Origin of the sequence: Kitasatospora dryopteridis (assembly GCF_050749075.1) — a bacterium.
GTDB lineage: Bacteria > Actinomycetota > Actinomycetes > Streptomycetales > Streptomycetaceae > Kitasatospora.
Window position 1 is genome coordinate 4627971 of record NZ_CP192749.1, and the last position, 14578, is coordinate 4642548.

General features: G+C 73.5%; 11 protein-coding genes. 9 read left to right on the top strand and 2 right to left on the bottom strand.

The features are described 5' to 3' along the window. The first annotated feature begins 78 nt into the window (after positions 1–78). The 4 genes from ACQ614_RS21110 (at position 79) to ACQ614_RS21125 (ending at position 6061) form a co-directional block, all read left to right on the top strand. Positions 79–1383, top strand: a complete 1305-nt coding sequence (locus tag ACQ614_RS21110; RefSeq protein WP_431683981.1) for an FtsW/RodA/SpoVE family cell cycle protein — start codon at positions 79–81, stop codon at positions 1381–1383. Then, complete coding sequence (locus ACQ614_RS21115) at positions 1380–2879, top strand: penicillin-binding transpeptidase domain-containing protein (RefSeq protein ID WP_431680057.1); 1500 nt, start codon at positions 1380–1382, stop codon at positions 2877–2879. Before ACQ614_RS21110 ends, ACQ614_RS21115 begins: the two co-directional genes overlap by 4 nt. Positions 2880–3044: 165 nt before the next feature. Beyond that, positions 3045–4382, top strand: coding sequence for a hypothetical protein (locus tag ACQ614_RS21120; protein ID WP_431680058.1), 1338 nt, complete (start codon positions 3045–3047; stop codon positions 4380–4382). A 92-nt stretch (positions 4383–4474) separates the two neighbouring features. Further along, entirely contained in the window at positions 4475–6061 is a 1587-nt protein-coding gene (locus ACQ614_RS21125) for a N,N-dimethylformamidase beta subunit family domain-containing protein (protein ID WP_431680059.1), read from the top strand. 31 nt (positions 6062–6092) lie between these two features. On the opposite strand, the gene ACQ614_RS21130 is transcribed toward ACQ614_RS21125, so the two are convergent. Beyond that, a complete protein-coding gene (locus ACQ614_RS21130) occupies positions 6093–7739 on the bottom strand; it encodes a penicillin-binding transpeptidase domain-containing protein (RefSeq protein ID WP_431680060.1) in 1647 nt (548 codons plus the stop codon). A gap of 109 nt (positions 7740–7848) precedes the next feature. After that, entirely contained in the window at positions 7849–9720 is a 1872-nt protein-coding gene (locus tag ACQ614_RS21135) for a dolichyl-phosphate-mannose--protein mannosyltransferase (protein WP_431680061.1), read from the bottom strand. A gap of 119 nt (positions 9721–9839) precedes the next feature. Between ACQ614_RS21135 and rsmI the strand changes: the two genes are divergently transcribed. The 5 genes from rsmI to ACQ614_RS21160 all read left to right on the top strand — a co-directional run bounded on the left by rsmI (position 9840) and on the right by ACQ614_RS21160 (position 14561). Further along, positions 9840–10685, top strand: coding sequence for a 16S rRNA (cytidine(1402)-2'-O)-methyltransferase (rsmI, locus tag ACQ614_RS21140; RefSeq protein ID WP_431680062.1), 846 nt, complete (start codon positions 9840–9842; stop codon positions 10683–10685). A 201-nt stretch (positions 10686–10886) separates the two neighbouring features. Next, positions 10887–11309 carry a hypothetical protein gene (locus tag ACQ614_RS21145; protein ID WP_363496853.1) on the top strand — a complete coding sequence of 141 codons (423 nt, stop codon included), beginning with the start codon at positions 10887–10889 and terminating at the stop codon, positions 11307–11309. 88 nt (positions 11310–11397) lie between these two features. Beyond that, positions 11398–13017 carry a methionine--tRNA ligase gene (gene metG, locus ACQ614_RS21150; protein ID WP_431680063.1) on the top strand — a complete coding sequence of 540 codons (1620 nt, stop codon included), beginning with the start codon at positions 11398–11400 and terminating at the stop codon, positions 13015–13017. Continuing rightward, positions 13017–13895: a TatD family hydrolase gene (locus ACQ614_RS21155; RefSeq protein WP_431680064.1), complete on the top strand. Its 879-nt coding sequence runs from the start codon at positions 13017–13019 to the stop codon at positions 13893–13895. Before metG ends, ACQ614_RS21155 begins: the two co-directional genes overlap by 1 nt. Before the next feature lie 90 nt (positions 13896–13985). Next, positions 13986–14561 carry a Uma2 family endonuclease gene (locus ACQ614_RS21160; protein ID WP_431680065.1) on the top strand — a complete coding sequence of 192 codons (576 nt, stop codon included), beginning with the start codon at positions 13986–13988 and terminating at the stop codon, positions 14559–14561. The last annotated feature ends 17 nt before the right edge of the window (positions 14562–14578 follow it).

The following is a 14578-nucleotide window of genomic DNA, read 5'->3' on the forward strand; positions in this document are numbered from 1 at the left end:
CCGCCGACCCGCCCGCCTGCGAGGACGGCCGTGGCCACACCCACCACCCCGGCGGCCGCACCGCCCACCGCGGCCCCGATGCCCCCGACCCGGCGCACCACCGAGCTGCTGCTGGTCGTCGGGGCGGTGCTGATCGCGGTGTTCGGCTACGTCGAGGTCGGTGTGAACATCGACGGCCGGCCGCCGCCCGACGCCGCGACCTACGGCGCGGCGCTCGGCGGGCTGGCGCTGGTCGCGCACGCCGCCGTCCGCTGGCGGGCCCCGTACGCGGACCCGCTGCTGCTGCCCATCGCGGTGCTGCTGAACGGCATCGGACTGGTCGTCATCTACCGCCTGGACCGCGCGACACCGGGCTCCTCCGCGGCCCTTTCCCAACTGCTGTGGTCGGCGATCGGGGTGGCGCTCTTCCTGACCGCGGTGGTGGTGCTGCGCGACCACCGGGTGCTCCAGCGGTACGCCTACATCTGCGCGCTGGCCGCCCTGGTGCTGCTGGTGCTGCCGGTGTTCTTCCCGCCGGTCTACGGCTCGCGGATCTGGATCACCGTCGGCGCCTTCTCCATCCAGCCGGGCGAGTTCGCGAAGATCCTGCTCGCGGTGTTCTTCGCCGCCTACCTCGCCGGCCACCGGGACGCGCTGGCGCTGACCGGCCGCCGCATCCTGTGGTTCCAGCTCCCGCGCGGCCGGGTGCTCGGCCCGGTGCTGGTGGTCTGGGCGGCGTTCGTCGGCGTCCTGGTGCTGGAGACCGACCTCGGCACCTCGCTGCTGTTCTTCGGCCTGTTCGTGGTGATGCTCTACGTGGCGACCGCGCGCAGCGGCTGGATCGCGATCGGGCTGTTCCTCGCCGCCGTCGGCGCCTTCGGCGTGGGACGGCTGTCGCCGCACGTGCACGGCCGGGTCACCGACTGGCTGGACCCGCTCGGCTCGATCGCCGCCGGGCAGGGCCCCAACCAGATCGCCCAGTCGCTGTTCGCCTTCGCCTGGGGCGGGCTGCTCGGCGCGGGCCTCGGCCTCGGCCACTCCATCCTGATCGGCTTCGCCGCCAAGTCCGACTTCATCCTCGCCACCGTGGGGGAGGAACTCGGCCTGACCGGGCTGACCGCCGTGCTGCTGCTCTACGCGCTGCTGGTCTCGCGCGGCTTCGCCACCGGCCTGGCCCTGCGGGACCCGTTCGGGCGGCTGCTGGCGATCGGCCTGGCCGCCATCGTCGGCCTGCAGGTCTTCGTGGTGGCCGGCGGCGTGCTCGCACTGATCCCGCTGACCGGGATGACCCTGCCCTTCGTCGCCCAGGGCGGCTCCTCGGTGGTCACCAACTGGATCATCGTGGCGCTGCTGGTGCGGATGAGCGACACCGCCCGCCGCCCCCGCCCCGGGAGCCGGACGTGAAACCGCGCGGCGACAACGGGCAGACCCGCCCCGGCATCTCCACCACCGGCCGCCGGGCCGGCACCTTCTGCCTGCTGCTGATCGTCGCCCTGGCCGCCCAGGCCACCCGGGTGCAGATCTTCCAGGCCGACGCGCTCAACCACAACAAGGCCAACCAGCGCCTCACCGTCGAACGCTACGACCAGCCGCGCGGCAACGTCCTGGTGGCGGGCGAGCCGGTCACCGGCTCCACCCCGACCGGCGGCCGCTACGACTACAAGCGCACCTACACCGACGGCCCCGCGTTCGCCGCCGTCACCGGCTACGCCTCCCAGGTCTACGGCAACAGCCAGCTGGAGGGCATCTACGACGACCTGCTGTCCGGGGCCGACGAGCGGCTGTCCAGCTGGGCGGTGTGGGACGCCGTCGCCCGCCGGCAGAACCCCGGCGGCGACGTCCACACCACCATCGACCCGGCCGCGCAGCAGGCCGCCCTGCGCGGCCTCGGCCGCCAGCAGGGCGCCGTCGCCGCGATCGAACCGGCCACCGGCCGCATCCTCGCCCTCGCCAGCACCCCCTCCTACGACCCGGGGAGCTTCGCCGGGTCCTCCGCCGCCGACCGCGAGGCCTGGACGAGGCTGCGCGCCGACACCGACCAGCCGATGCTCAACCGGGCGCTGCGGCAGATCTACCCGCCCGGCTCCACCTTCAAGGTGGTCACCGCCGCGGCCGCCCTCTCCGCCGGCACCGTCCGCGACATCCACGCCCCGACCGGCGCGCCCTACCCGTACGTGATGCCCGGCACCACCACCGAGCTGGTCAACGACAGCCGCGCCTGCGACGAGGCCGGCCTCTCGCTGGACGAGGCGATGGTGAACTCCTGCAACAGCACCATGGGCTGGCTCGGCACCCAGGTCGGGCTGGAGCGGATGGCGTCCACCGCCGCGTCCTTCGGCTTCAACGACGCCTCGCTGGACGTCCCGGTGCGCGCCGCCCGGTCGAACTTCGACACCCGGATGAACACCTCGCAGGTCGCGCTCTCCTCCATCGGCCAGTACGACACCGCCGCCACCCCGCTGGTCATGGCGATGGTGGCCGCCGGGGTCGCCAACAACGGCACCGTCATGCGTCCACAGCTCGTGGACAAGCTGACCCGCAGCGACGGCACCGCCGTCCAGGTCATGCACCCGGAGCTCTACCGGCAGGCGATGAGCCCGGGCGTCGCCGCCCAGGTCCAGCAGCTGATGGTCGACGTGGTCGAGGAGGGCACCGGCCGCAGAGCCCGCATCCCCGGCGCGACCGTCGGCGGCAAGACCGGCACCGCCCAGCACGGCACCGGCAACGGCGACACCCCCTACGCCTGGTTCATCGGCTGGGCCCGCCCGGACACCGGCGGGGTGCCCCCGGTCGCGGTCGCCGTGGTGATCGCCGACAGCGAGGCCACCGACGTCACCGGCGGCGCCCTGGCCGCGCCCATCGCCCGTTCGGTCCTGCAGGCGGTGCTCTCCGGAGGCTGACCTCCCGGAACCCTCGGAAAGCCCTCGGCCACCCCCGCCGGAGCCCGGACCTGCCCGCACTGCCGCCGCGGCACCGGGTGCCACCCGCCCCGCTGTGGCAGGACGCACACCATCAACCGTCGGGGCACCGGGACACCGCCCCACTCAGCCCATACCCTCTCTGCCATGGTGAGCCCCCGGATGCCCGACCGGCCACGGCCCGCGCGCCGTGCGCTCCGGCGCCGTGCCGAGCCCGGCGTCGGCCGGGCACCCGTTCCCCGGGTGCCCGGACCGCGGTCGGACAGGCGCCCGGCGGCCCGCCGACTGGTCGCCCACCGCGGCGTCCAACTGCTCGGCTGCGCCGTCGCGGCCGGCTGGGCCGCGGCCTTCCCGCTCGTCTCCGACCTGCCGAACCAGATCTTCTGGGGCACCCTGGCGGCCCCGGCCTACGGGCTCGCCGGGCTGCTCTGCCTGGTGCTGCCGCGCCGGTACGGCCCGCGCGCGGCCGCCTCGGTGGCGCTGGTCGGAGCGGTACTGCTGCCGCTCGTCCTGCTCGCCGTGCACGGGCGCCACCAGTCCGAGGTGATGGTGGTCGAACGCTCCGCCCACCTGCTGCTGCACTCCGGCGACCCGTACCTCGCCGACCCGGTGCGGCCGGCCGACTACAACCCGTACCTGCCGGCGATGACGCTGTTCGGCCTGCCGCGGGCGGTCCTCGGCAGCGCAGGACCGGTGACCCAGCTCCTCGGCGACGCCCGGATCTGGTTCGCGCTGACCTTCCTCGGCTGCATGCTCGGCAGCTGGTGGCTGCTGCGGCCCGCGCAGGGCCGCGCCCCGCTGCTGCCGCTCGCCGCGCTCACCGCCTCGCCGCTGATCGGCCTCGCCCTCGCCGTCGGCGGCGTCGACCTGCCGCTGATCGGCGTCTGCTGCCTGGCCATGGCACTCGCCGCCCGCGGCCGGACGGTCGGCGCCGGCGTGGTGCTGGCCCTCGCCTGCACCCTCAAATGGACGGCCTGGCCGGCGCTGCCGGTCGCCGCCCTGCTGATCTGGCGGCTGTACGGGCGGCGCCCGGCCGCCGGCGCCGCGGGCATCGCGGTGGGCGCCGCCGCCCTGGTGGTGCTGCCGTTCGCGGTGGCCGACGGCGCCGAGATGCGCGAGCAGGTCGTCCGCTTCCCGCTGGGCCTGGCGGCGGTGCAGACCCCGGCCGGCAGCCCGCTGCCCGGCAAGATCCTCGCCGGGTTCGGCCCGATCGGGCACACCATCTCGCTCAGCCTGCTCTGCCTCGGCGGCCTGGCCGTCGCGCTCTGGCTGCTGGCCTACCCGCCGACCTCGGCGATCGCCGCCTGCGACCTGCTCGCGGCCGGCCTGACCATAGCGTTCGTGCTCGCCCCGGCCGGCCGGTTCGGCTACCTGGCGCTGCCCGCGGTGCTGGTGATCTGGCCCCGGCTGGCCTCCCGCACCCTGACCTGGAAACCACCGGAGGCGGCCGCGCTGCCCCCGCGCAGCGGACTCGTCCAGGTCTGACCCCGCCGTCCGGCGCGTCCCGCGCCGTACGCCACGATGATCCACAACACTCGTGGCGGCGGAACCACGGGCGGACGACGGAGGGGCGACGGATGGCGCAGAGCGACGGCCCGGCGGGCACGGCCCGGCGGCGCTTCCTGGGACTGGCGGCGGGCGCTGCGGCGGTCGGGGCCGCCACCGCGGGCCCGGCCGGCTGCGCCCCCTCGCCCGCCTCCTCGGACGGGCGCACCGCGCCGCCCCCGCAGTCGTCGGCGGCCCGTCCCGCGCCGTCCTCGACCGCCGCCGAGAACGCCCTGCCCGGGGACGCCGACTGGCGCATCGACAGGCCCGGCGCGCCCGAGGCGATCGAGGGCTTCGCCGACCGGGTGAGCGTCCTGCCCGGCGAGCCCTTCGGGCTGTACGTGTCGACCACCGCCCCGGCGTTCCGCGTCCGCGCCTACCGGATGGGCTGGTACGGCGGCGCCCGCGCCCGGCTCGTCTGGCACTCCGACCCGCTGCCGGGCACCCGCCAGGCCGCCCCCACCGTCGACGCCGGCACCCGCATGGTCCGCGCCGGCTGGCGGCGCAGCGCCACCGTGCAGACCCGCGGCTGGCCGGAGGGCAGCTACCTGCTGCGGCTGGACGCCGAGGACGGCTCCGGCCGCCGGTTCGTCCCGGTCACCGTCCGCTCCCGCGCCGCCGCCGGCCGGACGGTGGTGGTCAACGCGGTCACCACCTGGCAGGCCTACAACGAGTGGGGCGGCCACAACCTGTACAACGGCCCCACCGGCGGCCTGGCCACCCGCTCCCTGCAGGTCACCTTCGACCGCCCGTACCGCTACGCCGACGGCGCCGGGCTGTTCCTGGTGTACGAGGCGCCGCTGATCGCGCTGGCCGAGTGGCTCGGCCTGCCGCTGGCGTACACCACCACCGTCGACCTGGCCCGCGACCCGCAGCTGCTGCGGGGCGCCACGGCGGTGCTCTCGCTCGGCCACGACGAGTACTGGTCGCCGGAGCAGCGCGCGCACGTCGCCGCGGCCCGGGACGCCGGCACCAACCTGGCGGTGCTCGGCGCGAACTGCTGCTTCCGCCGGGTCCGCCACGAGCCCTCCGAGCTCGGCCCGGACCGGATCGTGGTCTGCTACAAGGGCGCCTGGAAGGACGACCCGGGCCGCCGTGCCGGCCGGCCCGCCACCAACGACTTCCGGGACGCCCCCGACGCCGACCCGGAGAGCTCCCTGCTGGGGGTGATCTACGACGGCTACCCGGTGGACGCCCCGTACGTGGTCACCGCCCCCGGCCACTGGCTGTTCGAGGGCACCGGGGCGAAGGCGGGCGACTCCTTCCCGCACCTGGTCGGCGTCGAGTACGACCGGGTGAACACCGGCTTCCCCACCCCGCGCCCGATCGAGATCGTCGCCCACTCGCCGGTGGTCTGCGACGGCCGGCGGTCCTTCGCCGACACCGCCTACTGGACGGCGCCGAGCGGGGCCGGGGTGTTCGCCAGCGGCACCATGCGCTGGGTGGAGGCGCTCGACGCCCAGGGCCCCGGCGGCCGGGGCAACCACGGCATGGACGCCCGGACCGGCGACCTGGTGCGCCGGGTCACCGAGAACGTCCTGAAGGCCTTCGCCGCGGGCCCGGCCGGCCGCGCCCGCCCGGCCGTCGACAACGTCACCGCCGTCTACGGCCGGGGCTGAGCGTCGGGCCGGTCCGGCCCGGGTGATCCGGTCAGTTGTTGCCGATGTGCAGCAGCTTGGCCGCCGCCGGTGCGGCCGCCTGGGCGCCGTGGCCGCCGCCCTCGACCTCGGCGGAGACCGCCAGGTTCCCGCGGTAGGCGGTGAACCAGCTGTTGGTGTCCTTGCCGTCGACCTCCGCGGTGCCGGTCTTGGCGTAGACGTTGGGGATCCCGGCCATTGCGTCCTTGGCGGTGCCCTCGGTCACCACGGCGCGCATCAGCGACCGCAGGTCGGTCAGCACCGAGGAGCTGAGCTGCCGGGAGGCCGTGGCGACGTCCTTCTTGCCGGCGATCAGGACGGGCTGGTGGAACGTTCCGCTCTGCACGGTGGCCGAGACGGAGGCCATCGCCAGCGGGTTGGTGCGGATCGCGCCCTGGCCGATGAACTCCGGCAGCGCGCCGTTGATGTTGGACGGCACCGGGATGTCGGTGTCGAAGTTCTCCAGGCCGGTGTGCCAGACCAGACCCAGCCCGAAGACCTCCTTGGCGATCTTCGGCAGGGAGTCGGCCTTGAGCCGCTTGTTGCCCTCGTTGATGAAGGCGGTGTTGCAGGACTGCGCGAAGTCGTCCTTGAACGTGTAGGAGGGGTGGTCGCCCTTGAAGTCGTTCGGGACGGTCTGGCCGCCCGCCGAGGTGGTCTCCGGACAGGCCACCGTGCTCTGCGGGGTGACGCCGGCCTCCAGCAGGGCCGCCCCGGTGACCACCTTCATGGTGGAGCCGGGGGCGGTGGCGCCGCCGAAGGCGCGGTTCTGACCGCCGACGGGCGCGTTGGCGAACGCCAGGATGTTGCCGGTGCTCGGCTCGATCGCGACCAGCGAGGCCTTGTGCGCACCGCCCTTGGACTGCTCCTTGACCGCCTCCTCGGCGGCCTGCTGCAGCTTGGCGTCCAGGGTCAGCCTCACCGAGGGCACCGGCTTGGGCTCGGTGATCACGAAGAGCTGCTCGGGCTTGGGCGTACCGGTGATCACCACCGCGCTGCCGGCGCCCGCCGGGTCGCCGTCCGCCCCCTTCTTGAAGCCCTCCAGCAGGCCGGTCAGCGACGGGAAGGCCGTCAGCGGCTTGCCGTTGCGGTCGGTGACCTCGGAAGCCTGCGCGAAGACCGGCTTCACGTCGATCGTCCGGCCGGTGGCCATGTGCGGGTGGACGACCGCGGGGCTCCACTGCACGGCGGCCTTGCCGTCGCTCATCTTCACCAGCGGCAGCACGCCCTCGTACGTCCAGGCCTTGCCGCTGCCCGCGAACTCGACCTTGGCGGAGAAGCCCCGCATCACCGGCTTGGCCGCGTTGGCCGAGTCCTGGGCGGGTGCGCCCGCCGGGGCGGCGGCCGGGCCGCCCGCGGTGAGGGTGATCGCGGTCGGTTTCAGCTTGTCCCGGAAGGCGGCGAGCTCCGCATTGGCGGTGTCCGGCCGGTCGGTCTGCTCGCCGGCCGCCTCCAGGTCCCCCTTGGCCCAGGCCGCGAGGAACGCCTTGGCGGCGTTCGCGGCCTGCTCGTCGCTCGGCGACCCGGCGACCACCGTCCGCGGGCCCTTGGGCTTGTCGTTCCCGGTCAGCGCGTCGGCGATGTTGTACACGCCGTATCCGCCGACGGTGACCATCGCCGCGACGACGGTGCCGATGCCGATCTTCACGCCCTTGTGCACGGTTCCCCCCAGTGTTCAGCCGATGGCAGACCGCACCACGGTAGAACACAGAACATGTGTGCACCTACGACACTTCGGTCACAGATGGCACGTCCGTGCCCGCGGTCGGTCAGATCCAGCTGGTGAACCACATCCGGGAACGCCAGTCGTCCATCGGGATCGTCTCACCCGTATACAGGGGGTAGAAGTACAAAAAGTTCCACATGACGGCGAACACGAGCAGGCCGGCCGCCGCGCCGCCGATCAGCCGCCGGTCCCGGCTCGCCCCGGCCGGGCCCAGCAGGGCGCCGATCATCATGGTCACCGCGAGCACCAGGAACGGCACGAACGCGACCGCGTAGAACAGGAAGATCGTCCGCTGCTGGTAGCCGAACCACGGCAGGTAGCCGGCCGCCACGCCGCACAGCACCGCCCCGGCCCGCCAGTCCCGCCGCAGCGCCCACCGGTACAGGCAGTACGCCAGCGCGGCGATGCCCGCCCACCACAGCACCGGGGTGCCGATGCCCAGCACCTCGCGGGCGCACTCGGCGGCCGTGCAGCCCGCCTGGCCCGCCTTCGGGGACTCGTAGAAGAAGGACACCGGCCGGCCGAGCAGCAGCCAGCTCCACGGGTTCGACTGGTAGGTGTGCGGGCTGGTCAGGTGGACGTGGAAGTCGTACATGGTGGCGTGGTAGTGCCACAGGCCGCGCAGCCCGGCCGGCACCCAGCTCATGTCGAACTGCGGCAGCGGCAGCCCCATCACCGTGTCCGGCGACAGCCCGGCGCGGTGCACCGCCCAGTCCCGGCCGTAGCCGCCCTTGCCGGGCTCGGTGCTGCTCATGAACCAGCCCGTCCAGGAGGCCACGTACACGCCGACGGTGACCACGAACAGCAGCGGGAGCGCCACCAGCGCGTCGAACAGGCCCCACAGCAGCCACTGCCGGTTGCCGGCCGCCCTGCGGGCGGAGGCGTCCCACACCACGCCGAGCACGGCGAACGCCAGCAGCGCGTACAGGCCGCTCCACTTGGTCGCGGTCATCAGGCCCAGCGAGACGCCCGCCGCCAGCCGGTACGGCCGCCAGCCGAGGAACAGCCAGTCCCCGCCGGGCCGGGTCTCCAGCCTGCGGGCGACGATCCCCCGGGTGCGGTCGCGGTCCAGCAGCAGGAAGCCGAACGCCGCCAGGAACCAGAACATCACCACCAGGTCGAGCAGCGCCGCCCGGCTCATCACGAAGTGCAGGCCGTCGACCGCCAGCAGCAGGCCCGCCACGCAGCCCAGCAGGGTCGAGCGGAACAGCCGCCGGCCGATCCGGGCGATCATCAGGATCGACAGGGTGCCCAGCACGGCCGTCATGAACCGCCAGCCCACCGGGTTCATGCCGTAGATCTGCTCGCCCAGGCCGATGATCCACTTGCCGACCGGCGGATGCACGATGTACGCCGGGTCCACCCGGTAGGGGACGGTCGGGTGCGCCGAGGTGATGAGGTTGTTGGCGTCGTCCGCCCAGCTGGTCTCGTAGCCGCCCTTCCAGAGCGAGTACGCGTCCTTGGCGTAGTACGTCTCGTCGAAGATCAGCGCCTTCGGCGCGCCCAGGTGCCAGAACCGCAGCAGGCCGCCGAAGACCGCCACCGCCAGCGGGCCGATCCAGCCCGCCCAGCGGCACAGCCAGGACCACAGCCCGGCGGGCACCGCGAGTCCCAGCTGCAGCAGCACGGGGGAGGGCGGCACCCGGTCGGGCGTCACCCCCGGGCCGTCCGGCATCGGCGGCACCAGCCGCGCCGCCACCGGCACCGGCTCCGGGGCGCGGTAGCCGTACCGGTCGAGCCGGCGCTGCCAGAAGGACCGCCCGGGCTCCGGCTCGCGGGGGCCCGGCAGGGCCGGTGCCCCCGGTGCGCCGCCGGGCGCCGCCGCGGCCGCGCTCAGCAGCGCCACGCCGCCCTGGTCGGTGTGGTCCGCGCCCGCAGGCGCCTCGGATGACGTGTCGCCGCTCACGCGCCACATCGTAGGGGCGCATTCCCGGCGGCAGGAGGCCCCCTCCGGTCCTCCCCGCGAACCTGCCCGGTTCGTCACCGTTCGCCCGGCTGCCCCGGCGGCCCGCCCGCCCTGGGAGGATGGTGCCCGTGACAGGAGTACTCGTTCTCGCAGGCACCCCCATCGGCGACGTCACCGACGCCCCGCCCCGGCTGCTCACCGAACTGGCCGGCGCCGACGTCATCGCCGCCGAGGACACCCGGCGGCTGCGCCGGCTCACCCAGGCCCTCGGAGTGGCCCCCGCCGGCCGGGTGGTCTCCTACTTCGAGGGCAACGAGGTCGCCCGCACCCCCGAGCTGGTCGAGGCGCTGCGCGGCGGCGCCCGGGTGCTGCTGGTCACCGACGCCGGCATGCCCTCGGTCTCCGACCCCGGCTACCGCCTGGTCGACGCCGCCGTCGCGGCCGGCATCAGGGTCACCGCCGTCCCCGGCCCCTCCGCGGTGCTCACCGCACTCGCCCTCTCCGGCCTGCCGGTCGACCGCTTCACCTTCGAGGGCTTCCTGCCCCGCAAGGCCGGCGATCGGGCCCGCCAGCTCGCGACGATCGCCGCCGAGCCGCGCACCATGGTCTTCTTCGAGGCCCCGCACCGGATCGCCGAGACCCTCGCCGCCATGGCCGAGGCCTTCGGGGCAGACCGCCCCGGCGCGGTCTGCCGCGAGCTCACCAAGACCTACGAGGAGGTCCGCCGCGGCCCGCTGGCCGAGCTGGCCGCCTGGGCCGCCGACGGCGTCAAGGGCGAGATCACCGTCGTCGTGGCCGGCGCCCCGCCGGCCGCCCCGGAGGAGGTCGGCCCCGCCGAGCTGGCCCGCCGGGTCGCCGTCCGCGAGGAGGCCGGCGAGCGGCGCAAGGAGGCGATCGCCGCCGTCGCCGCCGAGCTGGGCCTGCCCAAGCGCGAGGTCTTCGACGCCGTGGTGGCCGCGAAGAACGCGGGCTGACCAGGAGTGCTCCCGGGGGGTCCCGCGCGTACCGTGGAGGGAAGCACCCCGGGAGTGCCCCGCGCGCACCGGCTTCGTACAGGTCTTCCCAACGCACGTCCAAGACTTGACAAGTCGGGTGGGAAACCCGTCAGCGCGGGCAAGGTCCGGGATGGAAGACCCGAGCCGGACGACCGTCCGGCGGGCACCTGGGAGACGGCTATGAGCGAGACGATCGGTAGCCCTCTGACTGGCGAAACGCCCAGCGGCGTCGGACTGACCACCCGACGGCCCCCCACGGTCGAGACCGTCCGGGAGGCGTACTCCTTCGCGTGCCTGAGCTGCGGCTACGGCTGGGAGCAGGCGTACGACATCGAGCACCACGTGGACCGGGAGGGCCGCATCGTCTTCGAGTACAAGGCGAACGGCGTCCGCGTCCCCTCGCCGCTGCGCGAGCCCACCTGCCCGGGCTGCGGCGGCCACAAGGTCCGGATCATGCGGGAGGGGCGGGTCGCCGGCGCCGAGGGCCAGGTGCACCACGCCCCCGGATACCAGAGCCACCCCGAACCCGAGGAGCCGGAGCAGGCGGTGCCGGCCGGGCCGCGCCGCCGCTGGTTCGGCTTCTTCACCCACCGCGCCGACTGAGCCGGGCCCGCCCCGGCCGCAGCGGAGGGCCGCCCCGGGCCGGTAATCGGTCGAGGGTGGTTCCTTCGCGCGACTAAGATTCCGTGGCATGGCGGCCACTGAAGACCACAGCACCACCGACGCCCCGCGCTCGGCGTACTACGTCACGACCCCGATCTACTACGTGAACGACCGCCCGCACCTGGGCCACGCGTACACCACGGTCGCGGGCGACGTCCTCACCCGCTGGCACCGCCAGCGCGGCGAGAACGTCTGGTACCTCACGGGTACCGACGAGCACGGCCAGAAGATCATGCGGACCGCCGACGCCAACGGCGTCACCCCGCAGGAGTGGTGCGACAAGCTGGTCGAAGAGGCCTGGAAGCCGCTCTGGCAGCACCTGAACATCGCCAACGACGACTTCATCCGCACCACCCAGAAGCGGCACACCGACCGCGTCCAGGAGTTCGTCCAGGACCTCTTCGACAAGGGCGAGATCTACAAGGGCGGCTACTCCGGCCCGTACTGCGTCGGCTGCGAGGAGTACAAGCTCCCCGGCGAGCTGCTCCCCGGTGCCACCGAGGACGAGAAGCTCTGCCCGATCCACAAGCGCCCGGTCGAGTGGCTGGAGGAGGAGAACTACTTCTTCCGCCTCTCCGCGTACGGCCCGAAGCTGCTGGAGTTCTACGCGGCCAACCCGGACTTCATCGCCCCCGCCTCGGCCCGCAACGAGGTGCTGCGCTTCGTCGAGCAGGGCCTGCAGGACCTCTCGATCTCCCGCTCCACCTTCAACTGGGGCGTGCCGCTGCCCTGGGACGAGAAGCACGTCCTCTACGTGTGGGTCGACGCCCTGCAGAACTACATCACCGCCGCCGGGTACGGCACCGACAACGCCCGCTTCGAGGAGCTCTGGCCGGCCTCCGTCCACCTGGTCGGCAAGGACATCCTCCGCTTCCACGCGGTGATCTGGCCGGCCATGCTGATGGCCGCGGGCCTGCCGCTGCCCAAGCGGGTCGTCGCCAACGGCTGGCTGATGGTCGGCGGCGAGAAGATGTCCAAGTCCAACCTGACCGGCATCGCGCCCACCGACCTCACCTCGCACTTCGGCGTGGACGCCTACCGCTACTACTTCCTGCGGGCGATCCCGTTCGGCACCGACGGCTCGTTCTCCTGGGAGGACTTCACCGCCCGGTACACCTCCGAGCTCGCCAACGACTTCGGCAACCTCGCCTCCCGCGTGGCCGCCATGGTCGGCAAGTACTACGAGGGCGCGCTGCCGGCGGCCACCGCCGCCGGCGAGGCCGAGCAGGCGGTCGTCGACGGCCTGGCGAAGGCCGCGGCCACGGCCGACCTGAAGATCGGCGAGGAGCTGGACTTCGCCGGCGGCATCGCCGCGATTTTCGAGTTCGTCAAGCTGGTCAACGGCTACCTCACCGAGCAGGAGCCGTGGAAGGTCGCCAAGGACACTTCCGAGGAGGGCCGGGCCCGCCTCGCGACCATCCTCTACACCGCGGCCGAGGCACTGCGCGCCACCGCCGTCCTGCTCAACCCGCTGATGCCGACCGCCGCCGCCAAGCTGTGGGAGTCGCTCGGCGCCGAGGAGTCCCTCGGCGCCCTCGCCTCGCAGACCATCGCGACCGTGGCCGACTGGGGCCGGCTGCCCGCCGGTGCCACCGTCACCAAGGGCGACATCCTGTTCCCCCGCCTGGAAGAGAAGCCCGCCTCCTGATGGCCAAGAAGGACGACGACCGGTCGACCCCGCCGCCGCTGCCGGAACCCCTGGCCGTGGCGGTGGCCGACTCGCACACCCACCTGGACATGCAGAACGGCACCCCCGCCGAGGGCCTCGCCAGGGCCGCCTCGGTCGGGGTGACCACCGTCGTCCAGGTCGGCTGCGACGTGCGCGGCTCGCGCTGGGCGGCGGACCTCGCCGCCGAGTTCGAGGCCGTGCACGCGGCCGTCGCCCTGCACCCCAACGAGGCACCGCGGATCTTCCTCGGCGACCCCGACGGCTGGTCCGGGCAGCACCGGGCCCCCGGCGGGGCCGCCGCCCTCGACGAGGCGCTCGCCGAGATCGACGCCCTCGCCGCCCTGCCCCAGGTCAAGGCGGTCGGCGAGACCGGCCTCGACTACTTCCGCACCGGCCCCGAGGGCGTGGACATCCAGAAGGAGTCCTTCCGCCGCCACATCGAGATCGCCAAGCGGCACGGCAAGGCCCTGGTCATCCACGACCGGGACGCCCACGAGGACGTCATCGCCCTCCTGCTGGAGGAGGGCGCGCCCGAGCGCACCGTCTTCCACTGCTACTCCGGCGACGCCGAGATGGCCAAGGTCTGCGCCGAGCACGGCTGGTACCTCTCCTTCGCCGGCCCGGTCACCTACAAGTCCAACCACGCCCTGCGCGAGGCCCTGGCGGTGACCCCGCTCGACCGCGTCCTGATCGAGACGGACGCCCCCTTCCTCACCCCCCACCCCTTCCGCGGCCGCCCCAACGCCCCCTACCTGATCCCGGTCACCCTCCGCGCCATGGCCGCCCACCGCGGCATCGCCGAGGACGAGATGGCCACCGCGATCGCCGAGAACACCGCCCGCGCCTTCGGGTACTGACCCGAACAGAGGTCGTAATCCGGCGGAACGCTTCTGCACCCTCGCGCCACCCCCGTGCTGGTTAGCATGAGGGCGGTGAGGGAGGTGGCGATGACCGCCGAGCCGATCGACCGGAACCACCCGATGTCCCAGGAGTGGACGTACGAGCAGGTCAAGGACCTCGATCTGCCGTTCGAATGGGATCTGGTGGACGGAATCATCATGGTGCGGGGGCAGACGAATCTCTGGCATGACCTGGTGCGCTCCGGCATCGAGCGGGCGCTCTTCGCCGGGCGGGCAGCGCCGTACAGCGTGCTGCCCGAGCGATGTGTGCTACTCGACCCGGAGAACACCACGAAGCCGGACGTCGTGGTCTTCGACAAGACCGGCATCGACGTCTTCGAGCTGGAGTGCCTTCCGCCGGAGGCCGTGGTGCTGATGGTGGAAGTCGTGTCGCACGGCACCCGGGCGAACGACCGGTTCCGCAAGCCGGGCCAGTACGCCGAGAAGAAGATCCCCTCCTACTGGCGGGTCGAGCGGGGCGACGACGACCTGCCGGTCGTCCACGAGTTCCGGCTGGACGAGGAGCAGGGCGTCTACCTGCCGGTGGCCGTCCACGAAGGGCTGCTGGTCACGGCGGTGCCGTTCCCGGTGGAGATCGACCTCAAGCAGGTCGTCGAACTCTGAGGTGCCGCGGCGCCCGT